24 protein-coding genes are annotated in these 25,221 nt (G+C 61.7%); 4 read left to right on the top strand and 20 right to left on the bottom strand.

Annotation, left to right across the window (positions count from 1 at the left end):
- Positions 1 to 338: 338 nt before the first annotated feature.
- The 5 genes from ACG33_RS07180 to ACG33_RS07160 form a co-directional block, all read right to left on the bottom strand.
- Positions 339 to 728, bottom strand: a complete 390-nt coding sequence (locus ACG33_RS07180) for a hypothetical protein (protein ID WP_157071694.1) — start codon at positions 726 to 728, stop codon at positions 339 to 341.
- 170 nt (positions 729 to 898) lie between these two features.
- The gene (locus tag ACG33_RS07175) at positions 899 to 2,467 is read right to left on the bottom strand and encodes a DHA2 family efflux MFS transporter permease subunit (RefSeq protein WP_066919917.1); all 1,569 of its coding nucleotides are present in this window, start codon (positions 2,465 to 2,467) and stop codon (positions 899 to 901) included.
- Positions 2,454 to 3,518, bottom strand: coding sequence for an HlyD family secretion protein (locus tag ACG33_RS07170; RefSeq protein WP_066919915.1), 1,065 nt, complete (start codon positions 3,516 to 3,518; stop codon positions 2,454 to 2,456). The genes ACG33_RS07175 and ACG33_RS07170 overlap by 14 nt, the downstream gene beginning before the upstream one ends.
- A gap of 160 nt (positions 3,519 to 3,678) precedes the next feature.
- Positions 3,679 to 4,134 carry a MarR family winged helix-turn-helix transcriptional regulator gene (locus ACG33_RS07165; protein ID WP_066919914.1) on the bottom strand — a complete coding sequence of 152 codons (456 nt, stop codon included), beginning with the start codon at positions 4,132 to 4,134 and terminating at the stop codon, positions 3,679 to 3,681.
- 134 nt (positions 4,135 to 4,268) lie between these two features.
- Positions 4,269 to 5,051 carry a ZIP family metal transporter gene (locus ACG33_RS07160; protein ID WP_237392704.1) on the bottom strand — a complete coding sequence of 261 codons (783 nt, stop codon included), beginning with the start codon at positions 5,049 to 5,051 and terminating at the stop codon, positions 4,269 to 4,271.
- An 81-nt stretch (positions 5,052 to 5,132) separates the two neighbouring features.
- On the opposite strand from ACG33_RS07160, the gene ACG33_RS16895 reads away from it, so the two are divergent.
- Together ACG33_RS16895 and ACG33_RS07155 are read left to right on the top strand one after the other, a co-directional pair.
- The gene (locus ACG33_RS16895) at positions 5,133 to 5,261 is read left to right on the top strand and encodes a hypothetical protein (RefSeq protein WP_257721748.1); all 129 of its coding nucleotides are present in this window, start codon (positions 5,133 to 5,135) and stop codon (positions 5,259 to 5,261) included.
- 73 nt (positions 5,262 to 5,334) lie between these two features.
- Positions 5,335 to 6,051, top strand: coding sequence for a dienelactone hydrolase family protein (locus tag ACG33_RS07155; RefSeq protein WP_066919909.1), 717 nt, complete (start codon positions 5,335 to 5,337; stop codon positions 6,049 to 6,051).
- Positions 6,052 to 6,152: 101 nt separating this feature from the next.
- On the opposite strand, the gene ACG33_RS07150 is transcribed toward ACG33_RS07155, so the two are convergent.
- The 15 genes from ACG33_RS07150 to gyrA form a co-directional block, all read right to left on the bottom strand.
- A complete protein-coding gene (locus tag ACG33_RS07150) occupies positions 6,153 to 6,356 on the bottom strand; it encodes a dodecin family protein (protein ID WP_066919907.1) in 204 nt (67 codons plus the stop codon).
- A 143-nt stretch (positions 6,357 to 6,499) separates the two neighbouring features.
- Positions 6,500 to 7,933, bottom strand: a complete 1,434-nt coding sequence (locus ACG33_RS07145) for a cytochrome B6 (protein WP_066919905.1) — start codon at positions 7,931 to 7,933, stop codon at positions 6,500 to 6,502.
- Between the two features lie 296 nt (positions 7,934 to 8,229).
- Positions 8,230 to 9,120 (bottom strand): UTP--glucose-1-phosphate uridylyltransferase GalU, encoded by an 891-nt coding sequence (gene galU, locus ACG33_RS07140; protein ID WP_066922989.1) that lies wholly within the window; start codon positions 9,118 to 9,120, stop codon positions 8,230 to 8,232.
- A gap of 54 nt (positions 9,121 to 9,174) precedes the next feature.
- Positions 9,175 to 9,363: a hypothetical protein gene (locus ACG33_RS16485; RefSeq protein WP_066919903.1), complete on the bottom strand. Its 189-nt coding sequence runs from the start codon at positions 9,361 to 9,363 to the stop codon at positions 9,175 to 9,177.
- Between the two features lie 164 nt (positions 9,364 to 9,527).
- The gene (locus tag ACG33_RS07130; protein WP_066919901.1) at positions 9,528 to 10,778 is read right to left on the bottom strand and encodes a tetratricopeptide repeat protein; all 1,251 of its coding nucleotides are present in this window, start codon (positions 10,776 to 10,778) and stop codon (positions 9,528 to 9,530) included.
- Positions 10,765 to 11,052 carry a lipopolysaccharide assembly protein LapA domain-containing protein gene (locus ACG33_RS07125; RefSeq protein WP_066919899.1) on the bottom strand — a complete coding sequence of 96 codons (288 nt, stop codon included), beginning with the start codon at positions 11,050 to 11,052 and terminating at the stop codon, positions 10,765 to 10,767. Before ACG33_RS07125 ends, ACG33_RS07130 begins: the two co-directional genes overlap by 14 nt.
- A 156-nt stretch (positions 11,053 to 11,208) precedes the next feature.
- Complete coding sequence (locus ACG33_RS07120) at positions 11,209 to 11,511, bottom strand: integration host factor subunit beta (RefSeq protein ID WP_066919897.1); 303 nt, start codon at positions 11,509 to 11,511, stop codon at positions 11,209 to 11,211.
- Between the two features lie 108 nt (positions 11,512 to 11,619).
- Positions 11,620 to 13,344 carry a 30S ribosomal protein S1 gene (gene rpsA / locus ACG33_RS07115; protein WP_066919895.1) on the bottom strand — a complete coding sequence of 575 codons (1,725 nt, stop codon included), beginning with the start codon at positions 13,342 to 13,344 and terminating at the stop codon, positions 11,620 to 11,622.
- 107 nt (positions 13,345 to 13,451) lie between these two features.
- A complete protein-coding gene (gene cmk, locus ACG33_RS07110) occupies positions 13,452 to 14,132 on the bottom strand; it encodes a (d)CMP kinase (protein ID WP_066919893.1) in 681 nt (226 codons plus the stop codon).
- Between the two features lie 23 nt (positions 14,133 to 14,155).
- Complete coding sequence (gene aroA / locus ACG33_RS07105) at positions 14,156 to 15,484, bottom strand: 3-phosphoshikimate 1-carboxyvinyltransferase (RefSeq protein WP_066919891.1); 1,329 nt, start codon at positions 15,482 to 15,484, stop codon at positions 14,156 to 14,158.
- Positions 15,485 to 15,487: 3 nt separating this feature from the next.
- A complete protein-coding gene (gene hisC, locus ACG33_RS07100) occupies positions 15,488 to 16,618 on the bottom strand; it encodes a histidinol-phosphate transaminase (RefSeq protein ID WP_066919890.1) in 1,131 nt (376 codons plus the stop codon).
- On the bottom strand, positions 16,615 to 17,859 hold the full coding sequence (gene pheA, locus ACG33_RS07095) for a prephenate dehydratase (RefSeq protein WP_083536533.1): 1,245 nt from the start codon (positions 17,857 to 17,859) through the stop codon (positions 16,615 to 16,617). Before pheA ends, hisC begins: the two co-directional genes overlap by 4 nt.
- Positions 17,856 to 19,115: a phosphoglycerate dehydrogenase gene (locus ACG33_RS07090; protein WP_083536532.1), complete on the bottom strand. Its 1,260-nt coding sequence runs from the start codon at positions 19,113 to 19,115 to the stop codon at positions 17,856 to 17,858. The genes pheA and ACG33_RS07090 overlap by 4 nt, the downstream gene beginning before the upstream one ends.
- Positions 19,112 to 20,194, bottom strand: coding sequence for a 3-phosphoserine/phosphohydroxythreonine transaminase (gene serC, locus ACG33_RS07085; RefSeq protein ID WP_066919888.1), 1,083 nt, complete (start codon positions 20,192 to 20,194; stop codon positions 19,112 to 19,114). The genes ACG33_RS07090 and serC overlap by 4 nt, the downstream gene beginning before the upstream one ends.
- A gap of 89 nt (positions 20,195 to 20,283) precedes the next feature.
- Positions 20,284 to 22,884, bottom strand: a complete 2,601-nt coding sequence (gene gyrA / locus ACG33_RS07080; RefSeq protein WP_066919886.1) for a DNA gyrase subunit A — start codon at positions 22,882 to 22,884, stop codon at positions 20,284 to 20,286.
- A 250-nt stretch (positions 22,885 to 23,134) separates the two neighbouring features.
- Between gyrA and ubiG the strand changes: the two genes are divergently transcribed.
- Positions 23,135 to 23,878: a bifunctional 2-polyprenyl-6-hydroxyphenol methylase/3-demethylubiquinol 3-O-methyltransferase UbiG gene (gene ubiG / locus ACG33_RS07075; protein WP_066919884.1), complete on the top strand. Its 744-nt coding sequence runs from the start codon at positions 23,135 to 23,137 to the stop codon at positions 23,876 to 23,878.
- A complete protein-coding gene (locus ACG33_RS07070; RefSeq protein WP_066919881.1) occupies positions 23,875 to 25,215 on the top strand; it encodes a DNA recombination protein RmuC in 1,341 nt (446 codons plus the stop codon). The genes ubiG and ACG33_RS07070 overlap by 4 nt, the downstream gene beginning before the upstream one ends.
- The last annotated feature ends 6 nt before the right edge of the window (positions 25,216 to 25,221 follow it).

Raw genomic sequence — 25,221 nt, 5'->3', positions numbered from 1 at the left:
AGATCGCTGCCCGACTTCGACAGCGATCTAGAACAACTAAGAAAAAAATATCCGCACGTTGAAGACGACATCCGAGAGGCATTGAAGCTTGCCTTAGCAGGAAAAGCTCCTACGTATCCAATACCGCTGTTCCCTGGGCTTGTTAAGATCAGGATCGCCTCAGCAGACCAGAATCGAGGAAAGCGGGGCGGGTTCCGAGTGATCTACCATAGCGGAGTTTCAGGCCCATGCCTGATATCGGTGTACGCGAAGGCGCAGTACGAGCAGCTCCCAATTGCCGAACTCCGCCGGCTTGCCGCAAAGGTCGCTGCGTATAACAAGCAAGGATCGAAGTAGGTCTACCTCCCCTCCGCCCTCGCCCTTTCCAGTGCGGCCAACTGCATCTGCCGCGCCTCGACATCCTCGATCAGCTGCGCGTCCAGGTACGCCCGATCCAGCGTCCCGGCCTGAATCTGGGCTGAGACCTGCATCGCCCGCTGCAACAGGGTGTTCATCAGCATCAGGCCGGCGGTGAGTAGTTGCTCGTTCATGGCGTCGCCCTCGCGGTCAAATATGCCTTCCTGCTCGCCGCCATAGCCGATCATCACCTTCGGCTCATCGAACTTGCCATCAATCACCTGGTCGATAACGAAGACCTGCCCAGCCTCCGGCTGCGGATCAACGAATACATCCACGTGCTCGCCGGTGTTGTCCTCGGTGCCGCGGATGTAGCCGTAGTGGTCCTTCATCTTTCGCTCCCACTGCACGGGAGCATCCGGTGGAACGGCGGATCGAGTCGATCGGGTTCTCGATCGAGATGTCGAGCCCCTGTATCCGAACCCTGCTCCCGGCCGCGGATCATCACCTCCCATGTCGGCCTCCCATGTCGGCCACGCGCCCGCTCGGCATTGGACAATAACTATTCCTCCGCGGTCCCCGGCGGTTCACTCTGCAACGCTCGATACAGCAGCCAGGTCGGCCAAAGCGCGATCAAAAACACCAATGTCGTCACCAGGAATGCATCGCGAAACGCCTCGGTACGGGCCTGGACATAGAGCGCCTGCCCCAGATACCAGAGTGCCGCCGGAACACGGTCACCCGCCGATAGAGACATCTCCTTCATCAGGTCTACGGCTTCGCCGATGAATGCGGCAGTAGCCGGATTGTGAGATGTCTGCAGCACGGCCAGAGCCTCGCCATGAAAGACCGTGCGCCGCTCCAGCAGCACCGCGAGCAGATTGACGCCGAACGCCCCTCCCAACTGGCGCATGAAGTTGACTGCACCGGAACCCTGCGATATCAATGAGCGCGGCAAGACCTGCAGGGAAGCCACGTTCAGAGACGGAAACATGACACCCAGGCCGAGCCGCGTGAGCACGGTCAGCCAGGTCAGCCACACGAAGCTGCTATTGACGTCGAACTTCGCAGTCAGATAACTGGCGAGCGCAAAGATCAGCAGCCCGATGGCAATCATGAGTGCCGGAGGCATTCGATCACTCAAGTGGCCCGACAAGGGAAAGATCGCCGCCAGAATGAACCCTGCCGGCATCAGCATCAGCCCCGCTTGTGTCGGGGTCAACCCCTGTATCGTCTGCACTGCCAAAGGCAGTAGATAGGTGGAGCCAAACAGACCGGCGCCGATGACGAAACTCACGAACGCGCTTGCCGCGAACGGTACTTGCTCGAACAGACTCAGAGCAAGCATCGGCTCTGCCGTATGTCGCTCCCAGAAGACGAAGGCGACGATGGCGCCGGCGGCGATGGCGAGTTGCAGCAGGATGGCATCGGAATCCCAGCCCATACGCTGCCCGTTCGACAAGGCGCTCAGCAGCAGCAGCAGAAAAAGACACAGCAGGGCGAAACCGATCCAGTCGAAGCGCGGCCTGCTCTTTTCCTGCTCGCGGGTCGGCAGGAAGAATGCAGCCAGCACCACACCCAGCGCACCAAACGGCAGGCCTAGATAAAATACATAGCGCCAATTGAAATTGTCGATGAGCAGGCCGCCTACCCACGGGCCTAGAGCTGGCGCGAGAACGACACCGATTCCGAAGACCCCCATCGCTCTGCCGCGCTGGTGGAGCGGATACACCTGGAACAGTACCACCATGGCCAGCGGCTGCACGATACCCGCTGCAGCACCCTGAACCACCCGCGCCAGCGTCAGCACGCTATTGTTCGGTGCCATACCGCCGAGTATCGAACCGACGCCGAAAAGCAATAGAGAGGCGACGAAGGTCGCGCGCAATCCGAAGGCCCGCTCCGCCCATGCGCCCAATAGCATGGTCGCGGTCATGGCGGCGAGGAATCCAGTGGAAAGCCACTGCGCCTGGACCTGATCGATGCCGAATGTCCCCATCACATCGGGAATAGCGACATTCACGATCGTTGCGGACAGGATGACGGCGGTCGCGGCGACCAGCGCCGTCACCGTGGCCAGTGTTCGGTATGTATCGCCGTAACGCTCGAACAGTGCTTTAGTGGACGACATTGCCGGTAGTGGCGTCGATGGAAACTTCGACCATCATGCCCGGGCGCAGCAGATCATCCTGTTGCGCCACCGCGATACGCACCGGCAGACGCTGCGTGACTTTAGTGAAATTTCCGCTGGGGTTGGGATTGGGCAGCAAAGCGAACTCACTGGTCGTTGCCTGCCCCAAGTGCGTCACCTTGCCCGTGAAGCGGCGGTGTGGATATGCATCCACCGTGACTGTCGCGGATGCCCCGATCTTGAGCCGATCGAAATCTGTTTCCTTGATGTTGGCGTCCACCCACACACGTTTGGGATCGTGATACATCAGCACGCGCATGCCGGGAGAGACATACTCGCCAGCCTCTGCAAACGTTTGATCGATGACCCCGTCGAATTGGGCATGGATCGCGCGTTTGTCCAGATCGATCAGTTGCTGCTGACGTTGGGCGGCCAACGCCGCCTTCTGCGCCTCCAGCATCGTGATCTGCCGCTCCAGTACCACCGCCTGCGCTTCCTCGGCCTGTACCGAGGTCAGATTGGCGCGCGCCGTGTCGATGCCGGCTGCAGCACGTAGTTCCTGTTGCTGTGTGCTGATGAATTGCGCACGAGTCGTGTCCAGGAGCTGCGCCGATACCGCACCGGTCTTGTAAAGCGCCGACAGCCGCTCGAGTTCATCGCGTGCGTTGTCGCGCTCTGCCATTTTCCCATGGCGATCCGCCTCGGCAGCCAAAAGCTGTGAACGTGCCGCCTGCAATCGGCCGTTCACCTGCCTGCGTACCATGTCTTGTTGGGCGCGCAACTGCGCCTGCTGTGCGGACACCGCCTCCATGCGCGCCTCGATCTCGCGCAACTGCAGCCGTGATTGTGATCGGTCGATCGCAGCCAGCAGGTCACCCTTGGACACATGCTGGCCGACCACCACCGGTATGGCGAGGAGCCGCCCGGTTACTTCGCTGCTGAGCACCACTACATGCGAGGCGATACGCGAATCGGTCACATGGATATGGGTCGCCCGATGATGCAACCATATGCCGAGCGAAATCACGCCGGCCATCAGCGCGATCGCCATCGCGATCCGGCGTAGCCGCAGGTTCGCCGTGCAGCCCGGGGGAAACCATGAAAAACCCTGGAGCCGTCGGCGTGGCGCGCTGGAGTCGCACTCGCGAGAACATGACCGGGCAGCTTCGATCTTGAGTACAGGGTCGGCCCCGGCGGAAGGGATATGGGGTTCAGTGACCAGCATTTCGGGATTTTCCCAACGAACCCTCGAGCCGTGCGCCGATATGTCTCAGCACCGTCAGGCAGGCTTCCAGATCCGATGTATCCAGATCGCCCAGGATGTCCTCACGCACTTCACGGGCGATCTGATTGATTCGCTCCAGTACCGGCTGCGCCGCCGGCGTCAACGCGATCAGCTTGACCCGACGGTCATCCATGGTCAGGCGCCGCTCGATGAGTCCCTTCTTTTCCAGGGCATCGAGCAGCCGTACCAGGGTGGGTCCCTCGACACCCAGGAGCGCGGCCAGCTCCGTCTGCGTGATCAGTCCTTCGCATCGCGACAACTGCAGCAGCGTGCTCCAGCGTGCGAAGGTCAGGCCGCAACCGGCCAGACGCTCATTGATACGCGTGCGCCAGCGGCGACTCACCCAACCCAATTCACGTGCGAAGGACTCTCGTAAATCCATCTATAATTCCAGCAAAATCAATAATTTGAAGTCACGCTTGTAGTTCGCCGACTATAGCAGGGATTAATGATAGCATGCTAACAAATAGCTTATTACTGTCTTTGCCGCCTGACCGATCGATCCTCCCCAGGCGCTCAGCCGAAGACCGTATCGAGCACCATCATGACGCAGAAGCCTCCCAGCAACGAAAAGGTCGCCAGTTCCTGATGCCCGCCGCGATGCGTCTCTGGAATGATCTCGTCGCTGATGACGAACAACATCGCACCGGCCGCCATACCTAGGATCCAGGGCATCGCCGCGGCGGCCAGCCAGGTGGCCGATGCGCCGAATGCGCCGCCGACCGGTTCGACCAGTCCGGTAAGGCAGGCAACCCAGAAAGCCTGTGACCTGGCGTAACCGATCGCCGACAGGGCTGCGGCAACCGCAAGGCCTTCCGGAATGTTCTGCAGGCCGATACCGATGGCCAAAGACAGACCCTTGCCGAGGTCTCCGCCGGCGAAGCCCACGCCCACCGCCATGCCTTCGGGAAAATTATGTAAAGTGATGGCCAGTACGAACAACCAGATCCGTTCCATCGCCTTGTTATCCGGTCCCTGTCTGCCGATGATGAAATGCTCGTGCGGCACGAAACGATGAATCAGGAACAGGCCCAGCGCACCACCGATCACTCCGGCGACCACCAGGCCGACCGCGATCAGACGACTGTCGTACTGCGCTTCACCATACTCGATCGCTGGCTGCAGCAGGGAAAAGAAGGTTGCCGCAAGCATGACACCCGCCGCGGCGCTGAGCAGTCCGTCACTCATGCGTGCCGTGGGACGCTTGAACAAGAGCACTCCGATCGCTCCCAGCGCCGTGCCCATGCCCGCGGCCAGACTCGCGCCAAACCCCATCCAGAAGATCGTGGAAGACTGCACGTTCGATTTTTCTCCTTTACCGTCCCGTCATGCCGTATGAGTCGGGACTGCGGATCCATACTGATTTTCGCAGCATGTGCGATGAATCAGGATGAAGTCTTTCATGCCGCGCAGCCTGAGCCGCATCGGCTTCAGTCAAACGTTCAGTATCTCATCGGCGGCGCTATCTGGCATCAGCGGATGCAAAGCAAGGCGACGGCATTTGCGTGAGGACCGGACTGGCACTGTCCGGCCGCTCCCGGCATGATCGCATCATGGCTTCTCAGATCCTGAGGATCAGGGCATGACGATACGTGAACGACTCATCGAATATCGAGACGGCGACGCCGGCCTGGAAGGCTTCTTTTGTTATGACGAGTCGCGCCACCAACCGTTACCGGCAGTACTGATCAGTCACGCCTGGGGAGGCCGGGACGAATTCGTCGAACGCAAGGCACGCCGGCTGGCCTACCATGGTTACGCCAGCTTCGCGCTGGACATGTACGGCAACGGCCGACGCGGCAGTTCTCCCGAGGAAAACCAGTCGCTTATGGAACCGTTCATGCAGGATCGGGCGCTGTTGTCGCAGCGTATCAATGCCGCACTCGCAGCCCTCAAGGCGTTGCCGCAAGTGGATCCGCGCCGGGTGGCCGCCATGGGTTTCTGCTTCGGGGGGCTGTGCGTGCTGGATCTGGCGCGCAGCGGTGCGGAACTGCGCGGTGTGGTGAGCTTTCATGGACTGCTCAAGCCCACCGGACTAACGGCTGCGAAGATCTTATCGAAGATCTTGATTCTGCACGGCTATGACGATCCGCTGGCGCCACCGCAGGATGTGCTGGCCATCGCTCAGGAATTCACCCGGGCCGGCGTCGACTGGCAATTGCACGCCTATGGCCACACCGTTCATTCCTTCACCAATCCGGCAGCGAACAACCGGGAGATGGGCATGCTCTACAGCGACCGCGCCGATCGCCGCTCCTGGAAAGCATTATTGCAATTCCTGGAGGAGGTGCTCCGGTAAGCCGGCCGGACCGATCGTCACGGAACGATTATTCTCGGATCGATCGGTCCGAACTCCGGCGGTCGCGAGTATCCCGGGGATTTTCCTCCACCAGGATATCGTCAATCTGTCAGGACGAACGTCACCTTCAACACAACCTTATAACCGCTCACCCTGCCGTTCTCGATTGTGACCTCCTGATCCTTCACCCAGGCGCCCTTCAAGCTTTTCAAGGTCTTATTCGCGCGGTCGATGCCCTGAACGATGGCATCCTCGAAGCTCTTGGGACTGATGCTGCTGATCTCGGTGATGCGTGCGACGGTCATTACATTCTCCTCGTGCTCCTGCGGCGTATCGTTTCCACAGGGCGGTATGGGCCGGCGGGTCTGAATGGATGTCCGGGGCGCTGATCACCCCGGACATCCCGATCATCAATGAAGGACCTCGATGATTCCGATGACAGCGATCGTCAGAGCGTATAAAGGAATGCGACCAGGTCCTGTTTCTCGCTTTGGGTCAGCCTCGTACCCAGGATGAGATTGAAAAACTCCACGGTGTCATCGAGCGTAAGCAGCCGGTCATCATGCAGATAGGGCGCCGAATCCTTGATGCCGCGCAACGGAAAGGTCTTGATTGGACCATCGGCTGCAGCGGCTCTACCGTTGATCATGCGCGCCCGGTAAAAGCGCTCCGTCTGCAGGTTATGCATCAGATTGTCCGTATAGAACGGCGCCATGTGACAGGCGGAGCATTGTCCCTTGCCGAAAAAAACCTCCTCGCCGCGCCGTTCCTGCGCAGAAGCCTTGGCCGGATCCAACCTTCCGAGGAGATTCAGCTTTGGTGCCGGCGGAAAATCCAGCAGTTCCTGAAACTCAGCCATATCGTGCACCTGGCTGCCGCGCTCCAACACGTTGACGCCCTTCTTGACCGCTATCACCGTATCGCCATCGAAATACGCAGCGCGCTGCTCGAACTCCGTAAAGTCTTCGATCGTCTTCAGTGCCCGCTGGGAGCCGAACAGGCGCTGGATGTTCACTCCGCGCAAGGTCGGCGTGGCGATACGATGCCGGAACTGCTGTGGCCGGATATCACCGACCAGATGCGTGGCGGCGTTGGTATGACCATTGGCATGACAATCGAAACAGGCGACACCTTGATGGGCATGCTCGCTGCGCCGGTCGCTGGTTTGATTGAACTGTTGCTGCGGAAACGGCATGACCAGCAGTCGCAAGCCCTCGAGCTGCTTCGGATTCAGAATACCGCCGAAGAGTTCATAGAAATTACGATTCGTGACCAACCGGCCTTGCGAAACGTCACCGAGATCCGGGCGCGTGGTCAAAAATATTGCGGCAGGAAATTCCGGTAGAAAGTGATCGGGCAGATCGAAATCGAGATCGAAGCGGCTCAGATCGCGGGCTTCCTGTCGTTTGATCTCATCGATCATGAATTTAGGAAACACCATGCCGCCTTCGGCATGAATGGGATGCGGCAAGGGTAAAAAGCCTGCCGGAAAGAGATCCTGTTGATGAATCTCCTCTGGAGTCATTTCGGATAATTTCTCCCAGGTCATTCCCGGGGGAAGCTTGACCCGTACACCTGCCTGTACCGGTTTGCCACGTGTCATCGTGACACCTTGTGCGGGTCGGTTCGAAAGGTCATAGCGGCTTTCCAGCAACGCCTGGTGGCGGGCAGCGGCAGCCGGTTTCTCGGCTCGAAGCTTCTTGGCGAGTTCCGCGAGTTCGGCGTCGTTCGCCACCGGCATGTAACTGGAGTCGGCGCGTTGTGCGATATTCGCCGTTTTCAGTTCCTGACTCAGTCTGGCGGCCGTATCGGACTGCTGCGCCTGGATCGCCGGCATGGCGAGCAGGCACAAGCCTCCTATTACCCATATTGAGCGTGTCATTCCCGTACCCCCTTCGTTATGCAGTGAACGAGGTCCACCGACAGCATTGACTGTGTTGTCAAAATGTGTTGTCAACGAGACTATCGAAAAACACGCACCTCCCCGCCCCCTCAGAGTACGCCGGAGCGGTGGTAGCATGCCTCACAACGAGTTCATGCCGCATTCGTGCATTTGCGTACAGGAACAGGACGCGCCGGCGTCGTTTGGCGGATCGCCCGTTGGGGATCGCCCTTTGGATGGATCAACAGGCCGGCGCGCGGGGGACGCGCCGCGCCATATTCAATATCGATGCATGCTCAGCGCGCGCGGGAATCCAACCGGTCAGCCAGGGCCACGAGATATTCGCCGAATTCCCCGCCCAGGCTTTCATGTTTCAAGCCGTACTCCACGGTGGCCTGCAGGTAGCCCAGCTTGCTGCCGCAGTCATAACGCCTGCCTTCGAATTCATAGGCGTACACGGCTTCCTCGTCCAGCAGCGCGGCAATCGCATCCGTCAACTGAATCTCCCCCCCGGCGCCGCGACCGATGGTTTCGAGCTTCCGGAAAATGGAGGGCGACAGCACATAGCGTCCGACTACCGCCAAATTCGATGGCGCGCGCTCAGGCGCGGGTTTTTCGACGATTTGGGTCACTCTGCTGAGCCGGCTGCCGCATTCCTGGGCCGCGACGATGCCGTATTTGTTCGTTTCGGTATGAGGCACGGTTTCCACGCCCAACACGCTGCCGTCGCGCTCGCCGTGCACGGCGGCCATCTGCTGCAGGCACGGTGTTCCGGCATCGATGAGATCGTCCGCCAGATGCACGAAAAACGGCTCGTCCCCCACCACCGGCTTGGCGCACCAGACGGCATGCCCCAGTCCCAGCGGCGAGGGCTGCCGGATATAGATGCAACTGGCCCAGGAAGGCACGATCTCCTTGAGCGATTTAAGCAGATCAGACTTGCCCTGCTCCTGCAGCGCCTCCTCCAATTCGTGATCGCTGTCGAAATGGTCCTCGATCGCTCGTTTCGAACTGCCGGTGATGAACACCAGCTTGGTTGCACCCGCCATGAGCGCCTCTTCCGCTGCATATTGGATCAACGGCTTGTCGACGATCGGCAGCATTTCTTTGGGACTCGCCTTGGTGGCGGGCAAAAATCGCGTGCCGCGGCCGGCCACCGGAAATACTGCCGTTCTGATCCGTCCTATCCGACTCACTATGCACCTCCGCCATCAGCAAGCCGCGATGATATCGCAAGAAAGTCAGGTATTTCGTGTGCCACGTCCGTTACCGCCCAGGCGCCGGCGTGCGCGGCGTCCGGGCGGTGGCGAAGATATGGGCGTATCGCGACGGGCCGGTGGCAAGGCGGGGTCGGCCGCCTGAGCGATCAAGCAGGCGATCAACATGCGAATGCGGCGGCGTACGAGCGGCGTCGGCCGGCTGAATGACATGGAGGCTCCCTCCCCGATGCGGCATCCCTGATCCGTATGAACGGATCGAAGTATGTGGCATCGGTGATCGCCGCAGAAGGACGTATTTCTACGCATTCGGGATCAAAATGCGCCGGCATCCCCCTCTCTCCGGACTGTCCGGCGAGCAGGTTGTCTGCCGGTGTTTAGCGGCGCTGCATGCCAGGCATGAGATCCAGCAGCACGACCGGCGCGAATGCATCCCAGCTACGGCAGCCGGGGCATTGCCAGAAATGCGAACTGCTCGCGAAACCGCATTCGACGCAGCGATACCGCTGGGTGCGCCGTAGAATGCGGCCCAGCGCCGTGGCGAGTGCGCCGCGTTGTGCAGAATCGAGTAGTCCAGGTTCACCCGCCAGCGCATGCACGATTTCGCCCAGGCTGGGATCTTCGCGCAACAGATCCGGTAGGCAGTCGCGTACCACGGCCTCATCCTCCAGGCCCGCCACGATCGCTGCATATGCCAGTTCGGCGCGCGCCGCCGGCTCTGAACGGATCCGCTGCTGCACTTGTTGTTCCAGGCCGTCCACGCCGCCATCGCGTATTGCACGCACAACCCGCGGCAGCGCCAGCGCCAGCAGCCGGGGATGCAGTTCCACCACCCGCTGGCACAGGGTGGCGGCAAGCAGCGGTTCATGCATGTCCAGGGCGATATCAGCGCGTATCAGGGCGCTGCGCGGAAAATTGCGCTGCGCCTCGCGCGCCCGGTGCAGGTAGGCGCGCGCCGCATCGAAATCCCCTACCTCACGCGTCTGTTCCGCCAGTTCGCAATAGTAATGCGCAATGGCGGTCGGATGCTCCGGGGTCGCCACCCTGGTCAACCGGCCATGCACTTCGATGGCATGTTCCCAGTCACGCTGCTGTTCATAGATACGCAATAGATAGCGCAACGCTGAAATATGCCATCTGCCGCCGTCGGACAACTGTAGAAACAGCTGTTCCGCCCGATCGAATAGTCCCGCGCTGAAATAATCTTCGGCAAGCGCGAACATCGCATGCAACCGATGTTCCTCGCTCAGCGCCGGTCTCGCCATGATGTTCTCATGCACACGGATCGCGCGATCCATCTGCCCGCGGCGGCGGTACAGACTGCCCAGCGCGAAGTGAGTCTCCACGGTATCGTTATCCACATCGACCATGTGCAGGAACACCGCCAGCGCCTTGTCCGGCTCCTCGTCGAGCAGAAATCTCAATCCCCGGAAATACTCTTCCGATAGGCTGCGAGCTGCCGGGCGAGACTGCGGCTCGCCGGCATCCATGGCATTGTGTGCATTGCGGAACGAGGCACTGCGCAGTGTCGAACGCCGCCCCAGCAGCCAGCCGGCCGCTGCTGCGATGAACGAGCCGCCGATCAATACCAGCGGAGGCGCCACCAGCCAGGATTCAGCCGGCATCATCGGCCGTCTTGTTGGACGATGAACTGGATTCGGCCCGGCGCAGCGCGCGACGCAGGCGACCGCGCTCCTGGAGCAACGCGGCGATCCAATAGGCGCGCGACGCCAACCCGGCCAGCAACCCGACGGCCAGCGCGACGACCAGCACCAGCCCCAGCGGTGCCGTAATACGGATGAAGGCCAGTTCCAGATCCACATGCACGGGATTCATGGCAGTGATCAGCAGCGCCGCCAGGGCCAGGACGACGACCAAGGACAAAAAAAGGACTCGGCTCATGATGATGACTCTAGCCGAGATTATTCATGAAGGGCAGGCCAATCGGTTTTTGGGCCAGCGAGTCTTGGGTTGCGGGCTGTTGGTCGGCGAGTTCCGATCGGCAGGTTTCCAGCCGCGATTTTCCAGGCAGCAGGCTCTCGTCCGGGTTGCGAACGATCAGTCGCGGATGGGCATGTCCGCGCCGGCGTTGACGCGCTCGCGCAGATCCTTGCCCGGCTTGAAATGAGGCACATATTTGCCCGATAGAGCCACGGTCTCACCCGTCTTGGGATTACGCCCCTGGCGCGGCGGCCGGAAATGCAGCGAGAAGCTGCCGAAGCCGCGGATTTCGATGCGTCCGCCCTGAGCCAGCGCATCGCTCATGATTTCCAGAACCTGCTTCACCGCCAGTTCGACATCCTTGGCGGGAAGATGCTTCTGTTTGGCTGCGATGAGCTCGATGAGTTCCGATTTGGTCATGCTCGGGCCCGTTGTTGTTCTAGCGCCGGCGCCAATCCGACTGTATTGTCGCAGGCATATAGTGAACGTGGCGGCGGAGATCACTCCGCCGCCACGTCGGTACCGCGATCAGGAAGCGTCCTGGCCTCCGATTTGCTCCTTCAGCAGATCACCCAGGCTGGTGCCCGTAGAAGACTCGCCGGTGCGATAGTTCTGCACCGCCTCGGCCTCTTCGTGCATTTCCTTGGCCTTGATCGACAGGGCGATGGTACGGCTCTTGCGATCCACGTTGGTGAATTTCGCCTCCACTTCCTCGCCGATCTTAAGCACGGCACGCGCATCCTCGACGCGATCGCGCGACAGTTCCGAGGCGCGCAGGTGTCCTTCCACACCGCCGCCTAGATCGATGATTGCACCCTTCGCATCCACTTCGCGCACGGTGCCGGTGACAATCGTGTTCTTGGGATGTTCGGCGATCCAGGTCGAGAACGGATCTTTCGCCAGCTGCTTGATGCCGAGCGAAATGCGTTCGCGCTCGGGATCGATCGACAGCACCATGGCTTCCAGCTGCTGGCCCTTCTGGTAATTGCGCACGGCCTCTTCGCCGGGAACGTCCCAGGAGATGTCGGACAGATGCACCAGACCGTCGATGCCGCCGGACAGGCCGATGAAGATGCCGAAATCGGTGATGGACTTGATCTGGCCGCTGACCTTGTCGCCGCGATTGAAGTCGTCGCAGAACTCCTTCCAGGGATTCGACTGGCACTGCTTGATGCCCAGGGAAATACGCCGGCGCTCCTCATCGATATCGAGCACCATGACTTCCACTTCCTGACCGATGTGCACGACCTTGGACGGATTGACGTTCTTGTTGGTCCAGTCCATTTCCGATACGTGTACCAGGCCTTCCACGCCCTCTTCGATCTCCACGAAGCAGCCGTAGTCGGCGATATTCGTCACTTTGCCGAACAGACGCGTACCGGTGGGGTAGCGGCGGCCGATCTGCTGCCACGGATCATTGCCCAACTGCTTTATCCCCAGGCTGACACGCTGGCGCTCCCGATCGAACTTGAGAATACGCACATCGATTTCATCGCCGACCGTGACGACTTCCGAAGGATGCTTGACACGCTTCCAGGCCATGTCGGTGATGTGCAGCAGGCCGTCGATACCGCCCAGATCGACGAATGCGCCGTAATCCGTGAGGTTCTTGACCGTGCCCTTGATGACCACGCCTTCCTGGAGCTTTTCCAACAGTTCGGTCCGCTCGACGCTGTACTCCTGCTCGACGACGGCACGGCGCGACACCACGACGTTATTGCGTTTCTGATCGAGCTTGATGACCTTGAATTCCAAGGTCTTGCCTTCCAGATAGGAAGGATCGCGCACCGGACGCACGTCGACGAGCGAACCCGGCAGGAATGCGCGGACGAAGTCGATCTCGACCGTGAAGCCGCCCTTGACGCGGCCGTTGATGATGCCTTTGACGACTTCCTGCTGCTCGAACGCCTCTTCCAGGCGTGACCAGGTGCGCGCCCGCTTCGCCTTCTCGCGCGATAGCCGGGTCTCGCCCGAGCCATCCTCCACGCTGTCCAGCGCCACTTCCACATCATCGCCGACAGCGACTTCCACTTCGCCATGTTCGTTCTTGAACTGCTCGACCGGGATCACGGCCTCGCTTTTCAGGCCGGCATTGACGAGTACCACATCGGGCCCGATGGACACGATGCGGCCCATCAGGATCGCACCCGGCTTTATTTTCTGTGAAGCCGGGCTCTCTTCGAACATCTGTGCGAAGCTTTCAGTCGTAAAACTCTCGGTCGCTACACTTTCAGTTGCTGCACTTTCGGTCATGGGTGTTTCCGGGGCCTGTCGCCCGCTGTCCCCTGCGATCGTCCCGTCCCGCAAGGGTCTGATGAATCGAACCGCACATCCGGCGCGGTACCATAAAGAATCTTCGTCTAAAACAAACGCCGTGCAGCCGCCAGCTGCAGCACCCGTTCGACGACCGCGTCGATCGTCATCGAGGTGGAGTCGACGACAACGGCGTCGTCGGCGGGTTTCAGCGGAGCGATCGGCCGGTCCATATCGCGTCGATCACGCTCGGCAATCTCCAGTGAAAGGGCGGCGAGGTTAGCACTGAGCCCCTTTTGTTTCAACTGCTTATGACGCCGTAACGCCCGCTCCCGGGCGCTGGCGGTCAGATAGATCTTGAGTTCGGCGGCGGGAAAAACGACGCTGCCCATGTCCCGCCCATCGGCCACCAGACCCGGCGCGCCGGCGAATGCCCGCTGGCGCTCCAGCAAGGCGGCTCGTACTTCCGGCATGGCGGCCACTACGGAGGCGCCTTTACCGATATCCTCGCCGCGGATGGCAACACTGACCTCCACGCCGTCCAACCAGATCCGCTCCACCCCGTCGCTCCCCTCGTCGAAACGCACATCCAGGTGCAGAGCCAGATAGGCATGCCCGGCAGCGTCGCTGATCGCAAGACCCCGCTGTCGTCCGGCGTAGGCCACCAGCCGATACAATGCGCCGCTGTCCAGCCACCGCCAGCCCAACTGCCGAGCGAGTCGCCGGGAGATCGTTCCCTTGCCGGAGCCGCTGGGACCGTCGACGGTGATGATCGGCGCGCCGGCCACCTGAAAATTTCCGGGCGGCGTCTTCAGGGCACAGCCCGCAGATGCAATCCGGCGGCCGTTGCGATAGCGGGAAAATCGGGAAAGGAAGTGGCCACATTGGCGACATCGTCGATACGGATCGCAGCATTCGCCCGCAAGCTTGCCACCGCGAATGCCATGGCGATGCGATGGTCGCCGTGACTGTCGATCGTGCCACCCGCGAATACCGCCTCGCCGGCGGGGGCCTCGGCCGGCCGGCCCTGAATTCGGATGCCGTCGGGCAACACTTCGCAGCTCACTCCCAGCGCCGTCAATCCCTCGGCCATCACCGCGATCCGATCGCTTTCCTTGACGCGCAACTCCTCGGCGCCGGTCACCCGCGTCTCGCCCTGTGCACAGGCGGCAGCGATGAACAAGGCGGGAAATTCGTCGATGGCCAGCGGCACCAGGTGTTCGGGAACATGGATGCCCTGGAGGCGCGAAGGCCGCACCTCGATGTCGGCCACCGGCTCGGCCCCGGCGGAACGATGATTGATGAGGCGCAGATCCGCGCCCATGAGCGCGAGAATATCCAGCAATCCGGTACGCGTCGGATTCACACCGACGCCGCGCAGCGTCAATCCGTTTCCGGCCGCGATCGAGCCGGCCACCATGAAGAAAGCCGCGGAGGAAAAATCACCCGGCACTTCCAGAGAACGCGCCACCAGCCGCTCCACCGGCGTCATGTGCACCTCGCCATGCGCCGCCTGCACCGGGCAGCCGAAACTTTGCAGCATGCGTTCGGTATGATCGCGCGTGATCCCCGGCTCGATGAGCATGGTCGCCCCTTGGGCATACAGTCCCGCCAGCAGTATTGCCGATTTGACCTGTGCACTGGCGACCGGCAGCGTGTAGCGGATGCCCTGCAATGCGGCAGCTCCGCCGATTCGTACGGGAGGCCGGCCTTGATCGGTGTCGATGCGTGCTCCCATCAGTCGCAGCGGCGCCGCAACCCGTTCCATCGGCCGCTTCATCAACGAAGCATCGCCGATCAACTCGCTGTCGAAGGTCTGCCCCGACAGCAGACCGGTCATCAGCCGCATCGCGGTGCCGGAGTTCCCCAGATCCAATGCCCGGCCGGGCTGCCTCAGCCCCCGCAGGCCGACCCCGTACACCCGCAGCGCCCCGGGCGCGAACTGCTCGATGCGTACTCCCATGGTGCGCATGGCTTTCATCGTGGCGAGACAATCCTCGCTTTCCAGGAAGCCACGCACCTCGGTCGTACCTTCGGCGATACTGCCGAGCATGAGCGCCCGGTGCGAGATGGATTTATCGCCCGGGATGCGAAAATCGCCGCCGGCGCGGCCGGCGGGCTGGGTGATGTAATGCGGCATCGGTCAGTGCAAAGCCTGTTGCAAGGCAGCCAGCATACGCTCGTTCTGCGGCTGCGTTCCGATCGTGATCCGAAGATGATTCGGCAGTTGATAGTTGCCGACAGGCCGTACGATGACGCCCTGGCGCAACATGGATTCATACACCGCCTGCGCCGGCCGGCCGCAGTCGATCAACACAAAATTGCCAACCGAGGGAATATGGCGCACACCCAGCGCTTTGAAACCGGCACATACTTGTTTCATGCCGCTGCGGTTCACGGCGACCGAGCGCGCCAGATGTTCACCGTCTTCCAGGGCCGCGCGGGCTGCGGCCAGGGCGAGCGAATTCACATTGAACGCCTGGCGTACTCGATTGAGCATACCGGCCACCGCCGGATGAGACAGCGCATAGCCGATGCGCAGCCCGGCCAGTCCATAGGCCTTCGAGAAGGTTCGCGTCACCACCAGGTGGGGATAGGCGGCCAGCCAGCGGCTCGCGTCCGGAAAGGCCTCATCCTGTGCATATTCAATGTACGCCTCATCGATCACCACCAGCGTCGAAGGGGGCACGGAACCAATGAATCGCTCGAGTGCGGCAGCTTCCAGCCAGGTACCGGTCGGATTGTTCGGGTTGGCGATAAAGACGACACGGGTGCGTTCGCCGACCAGCCCGGCCATGGCATCCAGGTCATGGCCGAGCGCCATCGGGGCATCCGGCGGCCGGGCCGGCGCAACGCGGGCCGTCGCGCCGCTGGCCTGGACGGCGATCGGATAGACAGCGAAGCCGTACTGCGAAAATACCGCCTCGCTCTGCTGCGTCAGGAAGGCCTCGGCGATCATGACCAACACATCGTTCGAACCGTTGCCGAGCGTGATGCCGTCCATCGGCCAGTCATGCTTGGCTGCCAGCGCCCGCTTCAGCGCAAAGCCGCTGCCGTCCGGATACAGGCCGATATCACCGGCCGCCGCCGCGATCGCTTCCAGGGCGCGCAGCCCCGGTCCCAGCGGATTTTCGTTGGAGGCCAGTTTGATACTGCCGCGGATGCCGTATTCGCGTTCGAGTTCCTCGATCGGCTTCCCTGGTACATAGGGTGCCAGGGTAACAACGGCGGGTGCGGCGAACTCGGCCGGATTGCCGGCCAGAACCCTGCTCATAGCACGGCGCAGGGATAGGAGCCCAGGATCCGAAACAAGGAGGCCTGCTTGCGCAATTCCTCCAGGGCCTGTTTCAGAGGCGGTTCATCGGCGTGTCCCGCCACGTCGATGAAGAATACGTAATCCCATTTGCGGCGGCGCGAGGGACGCGATTCGATCCGGGTCATCGTGATGTCGTGGCGCGCCAGCGGGCCGAGCAACTGATGCAGAGCACCGGGTGCCTGGGTATCGCCGGCCGATACCAGCAAGGTCGTCTTGTCGTTGCCGCTGGCGCTGAACAGTTTACGACCGATGACCAGAAAGCGCGTGGTATTGTCCGGGCTATCTTCGATATCGGGTACGAGGATATTCAACCCATAGACTTCCGCGGCTGCCTGCCCCGCGATCGCCGCCGTGCCGTCCTCGTCACGCGCCCGCCGCGCGGCCTCCGCGTTGCTGGCGACCGGCATCCGTTCGGCATTCGGCAAGTATTCGTCGAGCCATTGACGACACTGCGCCAGGGACTGTTGATGCGAGCAGACGCGTGCGATGTTCTCCAGGCCCGACATGCGTCCCATCAAGTGCTGCTGGATGCGTAATTCGACTTCGCCGCAAATTTTCAGCGGCGAGGAAGGAAACATGTCCAGGGTATGATTGACCGTGCCTTCAGTCGAATTCTCGATCGGCACCACGCCGAAATCCGCATGCCCGGACTGCACTTCCTGAAATACTTCATTGATCGCCGGCAATGGCAGCGCTCGCACCGAATGTCCGAAATGCTTCAATACCGCCTGCTGTGAAAAGGTTCCTTCGGGCCCCAGGAAGGCGATCTTCAAGGGTTCCTGCTGCGCCAGGCAGGCCGACATGATCTCCCGAAACAGACGCACGACCTCCTCATTGCGCAACGGCCCCTTGTTGCGCTCGATCACACGGCGCAGTACCTGCGCTTCGCGCTCGGGCCTGTAGAAGTCCACGGCGCTCAACCCTGCGGAGCGCTTGGAACGGCCCACCTGTTGGGCGCAGCGGGCGCGTTCGTTCAACAGTTCGTGGATTTGGCAGTCGATATCGTCGATCCGTTCACGGATGCAATCCAGGCCGTCCGCGCTGCCGGCCGGCGCCGGGCTTTCCGGACGCCCCCTCCTTGCATGCGGCGGCGCATGTCTTGCAGCACTCTTGGCCGGCCTGGATCCGACCCGCGGGGAATCCGCGGCGCTGGAAGCCGCTCTGCGCCTGGAGGATTTACGCCCGGCATCGCCTGTCATGCGCTGTTTCGCATCATCATATCCCGCGTCATGGTGCGCACCCTGCCTGTATCAGGCCCCCGGATCCTGCCGGCCGTTGTGCCCTGCAGGGTGCGGATGGTGAGCACGCCCTCGATGCCCTGCAAGGCGCCGATGACGCTGTCGGGAATGCCTCCGTCGACGTCGATCAGGGTATAGGCCAGTTCACCGCGGAACTTGTTGAGCAGATCGGCGATATTCAGATTCGCCGTGGCCAGCGCCGTGGAAATCTGACCGACCATGTTCGGCACATTCTCGTTGGCTATCGCCAGACGGGAGCCTCCCGAGGCCCTCGGCATGACCGCCTCCGGAAAATTCACGGAATGGCGTACATTGCCGTTCTCGAGAAAATCCCGCAGCGTGTCGGCGACGATGATTGCGCAATTCTCCTCGGCCTCGCCCGTGGATGCGCCCAGGTGAGGCAGCGCCACGACCTTGGGGTGGTCCTTGGACCGCGCGCTGGGAAAGTCGCAAATATAGGCGCGCAGCGCTCCGGCGTTCAGAGCATCCAGCACGGCCGCCTCGTCCACGATACCGCTTCGGGAGAAGTTCAGAATCACGCCATCCTTCTTGAACAAACGCAGGCGCGCGGCGTTGATCAGATTGCGGGTATCCTCCAGCAAGGGTACATGCACCGTCACCATGTCGGCGCGCGAGAACAGGTCATCCAGTGACAGCGCTTGTTCGACGCCCGAGGATAATTGCCAGGCACGCTGCACGGTGATTTGCGGATCGAAGCCCAGCACCCGCATGCCCAGCGCATGCGCCGCATTGGCGACTTCCACGCCGATCGCACCCAGACCGACCACGCCCAGGGTGCGTCCGGGCAATTCATAACCGACGAATTTCTTTTTTCCCGCCTCGACCGCCTCATCGAGTTGTTTATCGCTCAGCGATAGGCCTCGTACATATTCCCAGGCCTGGCAGATGTTGCGCGCCGCCAGGAACAGCCCGGCGATGACCAGTTCCTTGACGGCGTTCGCATTGGCTCCGGGTGCATTGAACACCGGAATACCGCGCTTCGACAGGGCGCCAACCGGAATATTGTTCGTACCCGCTCCGGCGCGACCGACCGCCTTGAGGCTACCGGGCAGTTCCATGCGATGCATGTCCGCCGAACGTACGATGATGGCGTCAGGATTCGTGAACTCCGAGGCCACCTCATAACGCTCACGCGGCAGGCGCTCCAGCCCGCGCACGGAAATGTTGTTCAGCGTCAGTACTCGGAAGGTGTTCATGCATGCCTCCTTTCGAACTCCCGCATGAAACCAACCAGGGCATCGACACCCTCCATCGGCATCGCATTATAAAGACTGGCACGCATGCCGCCGACGGACCGATGGCCTTCGAGCGTCACCAGTCCAGCTTCCCTCGCCTCTGCAATGAAGGTCTTGTCGAGTTCGGGCCGGGCGAGCGTGAACGGTACGTTCATCCAGGAGCGAGCTCCCTTGGCCACCGGGTTGGCATAGAACGATGAGTCGTCGATCGCCTCATAAAGCTTGGCCGCCTTGGCCTGGTTGCGCTTTCCCATGGCCTCCAGCCCACCCTGCCGCCGCAACCATTGGAACACCAGGCCCGCCACATACCAGGCATAGGTCGGCGGGGTATTGAGCATGGAGCCGTCCTTCGCCATCGCCGCGAAGTCCAGGATCGTCGGCGTGCCGGCTCGGGCGCGTCCGAGCAGATCCTCGCGCACGATCACCAGGGCCAGCCCTGCCGGACCGATGTTCTTTTGCGCCCCGGCATAGATCAGACCGAATTTCGAGACGTCCAGCGGGCGCGACAGGATCGTCGAGGACAGATCCGCGACCAGCGGCACCTCGGCATTGGTGTCGGGAATGAAATGGAATTCCACTCCGCCGATCGTTTCGTTCGGCGTGTAATGCAGATAGGCCGCATTCGGGCTGCGCTGCCAGCTCTCCTGCGCCGGAATCGACGCATAGGGCTCACCGGCGTTCGCCGCCACGTTGACATTCGCATAGCGTTTGGCTTCGCCGATCGCCTTCTTCGACCAGGCGCCCGTATGCACATAATCGACGACACTGTCGGGACCGGCGAGATTCATCGGGATGGCCGCGAATTGCGCCGTCGCGCCGCCCTGCAGGAACAGCACCTTGTAGTTGGCCGGCACCTGCAGCAGTTCGCGCAGGTCCGCCTCGGCCTGTGCGGCGATCGATACGAACGCCTTGCCGCGGTGGCTCATTTCCATTACCGACATGCCGGTGCCGTGCCAGTCGAGCATCTCGTCACGGGCCTGTTCGAGCACTTCGAGAGGAAGGACCGCAGGGCCCGCACTGAAATTGAATACACGCATGATTGCAATACTTGGTCGTGGGTGACTAAAAAATCGTCATGAGCGGCTGAACGAGCGGTAGCCGAAAATATACCGCGGGCTTGCCGATGAAACTATTCGGACATGTTTTCCTCGTCGCCCATCATCTTCGCACCGGCTTCGCCTTCGGCCACATCCTCGCCGCCCTCGGCGAGGATGCGCTCCAATCCGACCAGCCGGTCACCGTCATCGAGACGAATCAGGCGCACCCCCTGGGTGTTGCGCCCCTGGATCGATATTTCCTCGACGGGCGTACGCACCAGCGTTCCGCTGGAGCTGATGAGCATGATCTCGTCCTCGGGCCTGACCAGCAGTGCGCCGACCACTCGGCCGTTGCGCTCGCTGACCTGCAGGGCGATGACGCCCTGCCCGCCGCGGCCATGCACCGGAAAATCCTCGATGGCCGTACGCTTGCCGTAGCCCTTCTCGGACGCCGTCAATACCATGCCCTGCGCATCGACGATGATCAGTGAGATCACTTCCTCGCTTTCCGGCAGACGAATGCCGCGCACACCGGCTGCGGTCCGTCCCATGGGGCGCACGTCAGCTTCACTGAAGCGCAGCGCCTTGCCGCCGCTGGAACACAGGACGATCTGCCGGCTGCCGTCGGTCATGTCCACGCCGACCAGGCGATCATCACCATCCAGTTCGATGGCGATGATACCGGCCTGGCGCGGCCGCGAAAACGCTTCCAGAGGCGTCTTTTTCACCGTTCCACGGGCTGTCGCCATGAAGACGAACTTATTTTCCTCGAATTCATGGATCGGCAATACCGCGTTGATGCGCTCGCCCTCCTGCAACGGCAGCAGGTTGACGATCGGCCGGCCGCGCGAACCGCGGCTCGCCTGCGGCAGCTGATAGACCTTGAGCCAGTACAGCTTGCCGGCACTCGAGAAACACAGCAGCGTATCGTGGGTATTGGCCACGAACAGCTTGTCGACGAAATCCTCGTCTTTCACCGCCGTCGCCGCCTTGCCGCGGCCGCCGCGGCGTTGCGCCTGATAGTCGGTCGCCGGCTGGGCTTTCGCATAACCACCGTGCGATAGCGTGACCACCATATCCTGCTGCTCGATAAGATCCTCGATCGTCAGGTCGGAGTGGTTCTGCAGGATTTGCGTGCGCCGGGCATCGCCATACTTGGTCCGGATCTCCTCGAGTTCGGCGCGGATGACCTCCAGCAGCCGTTCGGGACGCGCCAGGATATCTTCGAGATCCCGGATGAGCACGAGCAGCTCCTGATACTCGCCGACGATCTTGTCCTGCTCCAGTCCGGTCAGGCGATGCAGACGCAGATCCAGGATCGCTTGTGCCTGCACATCCGAAAGCCGGTAGCCTTCCAGCGTCATGCCGAACATCGTGGACAGCCCTTCCGGGCGGGTCACGACCTGTCCGGCGCGCTGCAGCAGCGCCGGCACTGCACCTGCCGGCCAGATGCGCTGCATCAGTGCGATCTTCGCCTCCGCCGGCATCGCAGAGGCCTTGATCAAGGCAATGACCTCATCGATATTGGCCAATGCTACGGCCTGACCTTCCAGGATATGGACACGGTCGCGGGCCTTGCGCAGATCGAATACCGTGCGGCGAGTCACGACCTCGCGGCGATGGCGCAGGAATGCGTCCAGCACTTCCTTCAGATTGAGCAGTTTCGGCTGGCCGTCCTGCAGGGCGACCATATTGATGCCGAACACCGTCTCCATGGGCGTGTGCTTGAACAGATTGTTCAGGATGACATCGGCCACCTCGCCACGCTTGAGCTCGATGACCACGCGCATGCCGTCCTTGTCCGACTCGTCGCGCAGACCATCGGGAGCGATGCCGTCGAGGGTCTTTTCGCGCACCAGCTCGGCGATACGCTCCAGCAAGCGTGCCTTGTTGACCTGGTAGGGCAGTTCCGTGACGACGATCGCCTGACGGCCCCGGGCATCTTCCTCGATCTCGGTGCGCGCGCGCAGATGCAGCCGGCCCCGCCCGGTATGGTAGGCGGCAACGATCTGCTGGGAGCCGTTGATGATGCCTCCGGTCGGAAAATCCGGCCCTGGAATATATTGCATCAAGCCGGTGATCGTCAGCTCGGGATCGTCGATCAGGGCGATACAGGCGCTGATGACCTCGTTGAGATTGTGCGGCGGGATGTTGGTCGCCATGCCCACGGCGATACCGGAGGAGCCGTTGACCAGCAGATTCGGTACGCGCGTAGGCAATACGACCGGCTCCTGCTCCTTGCCGTCGTAGTTGTCGACGAAATCGACCGTTTCCTTGTCGATATCGGCCAGCAGCTCGGCGGAAATCGCCGTCATGCGGCATTCGGTATAGCGGTAGGCCGCCGGCGGATCTCCGTCTACCGAGCCGAAGTTGCCCTGGCCGTCGACCAGCATGTAGCGCATCGAGAAATTCTGCGCCATACGCACCAGCGCATCGTAGGCCGAAGAATCGCCGTGCGGGTGATATTTGCCCAGTACGTCGCCTACGACGCGCGCGCACTTGACGTAGGGACGCGAATGAACATTGTTGCTCTCGTGCATCGCGAACAGGATGCGCCGATGCACCGGCTTCAAGCCGTCACGTACATCGGGCAGCGCCCGCCCGATGATGACGCTCATCGCATAGTCGAGATACGACCTGCGCATCTCGTCTTCAAGATTGACGTGCAGGATTTCGCGCGCGATTTCAGCCATGCAGTGTTCTAACCTGCTCCGGATCCAGTACGGGCAGCTGTCCGGCAGGGCATTCAGCGCTATCGTCAGCTGGCGCGCCGAAAATCCCGCAGGCGGATCCCGCAAGCGAGCCTGCGAGTCAGCCAGATCATCCCGGAAGCGCTATATTGAAGGGTGTGATCTTAACACAACAGCGGCCGGGCCGAACGGTTCCGTCGTCCATCGGCATATACTTTGTGCCTTGGCCAAATCCCATCGTGCATGACGTTCAATGACAAAGACCTCCCCCGAGTCCTTCGCTGGTATCGACGCCAATCATGATCCGGCCGAAATCGCCCGGTTTGATGCGAGAGCGCAGCGCTGGTGGGATCCGCAAGGCGAATTTCGCCCTCTGCACGTGCTCAACCCGGTACGGCTGGAGTACGTCGACGCCGGCGCGGGGCTGGCAGGTAAGCGCGTGCTGGACGTGGGTTGCGGCGGCGGACTGCTGAGCGAGGCCATGGCCACCCGCGGCGCTGCCGTCACCGGTATCGATCTGGCCCCTCTGACGATCGAGGTGGCCGAGCTGCACGCTCTGGAGACCGGAGTGCCGGTGCAATATTTGCGCGAATCGGCCGAAACCCACGCCGCTCATCGCGCCGGCTATTACGATATCGTGACCTGCATGGAAATGCTCGAGCACGTACCGGAACCGGCCAGGTTGCTACACGTCCTGCATACGCTGGTGGCCCCCGGGGGGCACATCTTCGTTGCGACCCTGAATCGCAACCTGAAGTCCTATCTGCTGGCAATCGTGGCAGCGGAATATGTCCTGAATCTTCTCGAGCGCGGCACACATACCTATGAGCGGTTCATCAAGCCTTCGGAACTCGCGGGTTGGGCACGGGCGGCGGCGCTGCAGGTACAGGATGTCACGGGAGTCGCCTACGATCCGCTGCGCAATCACGCCAGGCTCACGGCGAACGTCGACGTCAACTACATGATGCATCTACGGCGCGAGAAGGACACGATGTGACGCTCAGCCCATGGGCCGCACTGGCGGGCGCGGCGCTGCTCGGCACGCTCGGCGGCGGCCTGATCACCGTCGTGATCACCTCGTGGCGTCATCGCCGCAGGACCGAATCCCTGCACCGCCAACTTGCCATCCTCGAAGCCCGGGTAAAGACGCAGGCGCAGTTCGAACATGATCGCCAGATGTCGCAGGAACGCACCATGGAGCAGTTGCGCTCCACGTTCGATGCGCTGGCCGGCGCCTCGCTGCGCGCCAACAGCGAATCGTTCCTGCGCCTGGCACGCGAACACCTCGGGCAGCACCAGCAATCCGCGTTGAATGCGCTGGGCGAGCGGGAAAAGGCGATCGAAACCCTGCTCGCACCCATCCGCGAACTGCTCGGCAAGACCGAGCAGCAGATCCAGCGCATCGAAAAAGAACGCGCGGAAACCTATGGAACCTTGAAGGGCGCTTTGGAGTCCGTGGCTTTCGGACAGCAGGCTCTGCAGCGCGAGACCCGCAGCCTGATCAATGCATTGCGTCGCCCCGAAGTGCGCGGTCAATGGGGTGAAATGACCCTGCGCCGCCTGGCCGAACTGGCCGGTATGATCGAACATTGCGATTTTTCCGCACAAGTCCATGTCCGGACCGCGGAAGGCGGTCTGCGGCCCGACATGATCGTGCATATGCCCGATGGCCGGGACTTGGTCGTGGACGTCAAGACGCCGCTGGATGCCTACTTGGAGGCGATGGATGCCGACAGCGACGAACGGCGCAGTCTTGCGCTGTGGCGCCATGCCCAGGCAGTCGCCGAGCGGGTGCGCCAGCTGGCTGCTAAAAGCTACTGGAGCCAGTTCGACAATAGCCCCGATTTCGTCATCCTGTTCATTCCCGGCGATCAATTCCTGTCGGCTGCGCTGGCCGAATCCCCGACCTTGCTGGAAGATGCGATCCGTCAGGATGTGATCATCGCTACGCCGACGAGTTTCGTCGCCCTGCTGAAAGCCGTCGCCTACGGCTGGCGGCAACTGTCCCTGGCGCAGAATGCGGAGACGATCCGCAGCCTGGGGCAGGACTTGTACAAGCGTCTGGCGGTGTTCACCAGCCATCTCACCCGGCTGGGGCGCAGTCTCGGCGCCGGAGTGGATGCCTACAATGCCGCCGTCGGTTCGCTCGAACACCAGGTGCTGCCCGGAGCGCGCAAGTTCTCCGAGCTTGGAATCCTGCCGAATCGCGAGATCGACTCGCTCGATCCGATCGACCGGCTGGCCCGGGAGCCGCGCAGGCGTCCGGAGGATGAAGTCCTCCTGCGGGCGAATATGGATGCCGGCCCGAGTGCCGGCGTGGATACGGAAAAATGAGGATGA

This window comes from Steroidobacter denitrificans (genome assembly GCF_001579945.1).
GTDB classification, from domain to species: Bacteria; Pseudomonadota; Gammaproteobacteria; order Steroidobacterales; family Steroidobacteraceae; genus Steroidobacter; species Steroidobacter denitrificans.
Note: the sequence above shows the minus strand (reverse complement) of the source record. Positions and strands in the feature narration are given on the sequence as shown.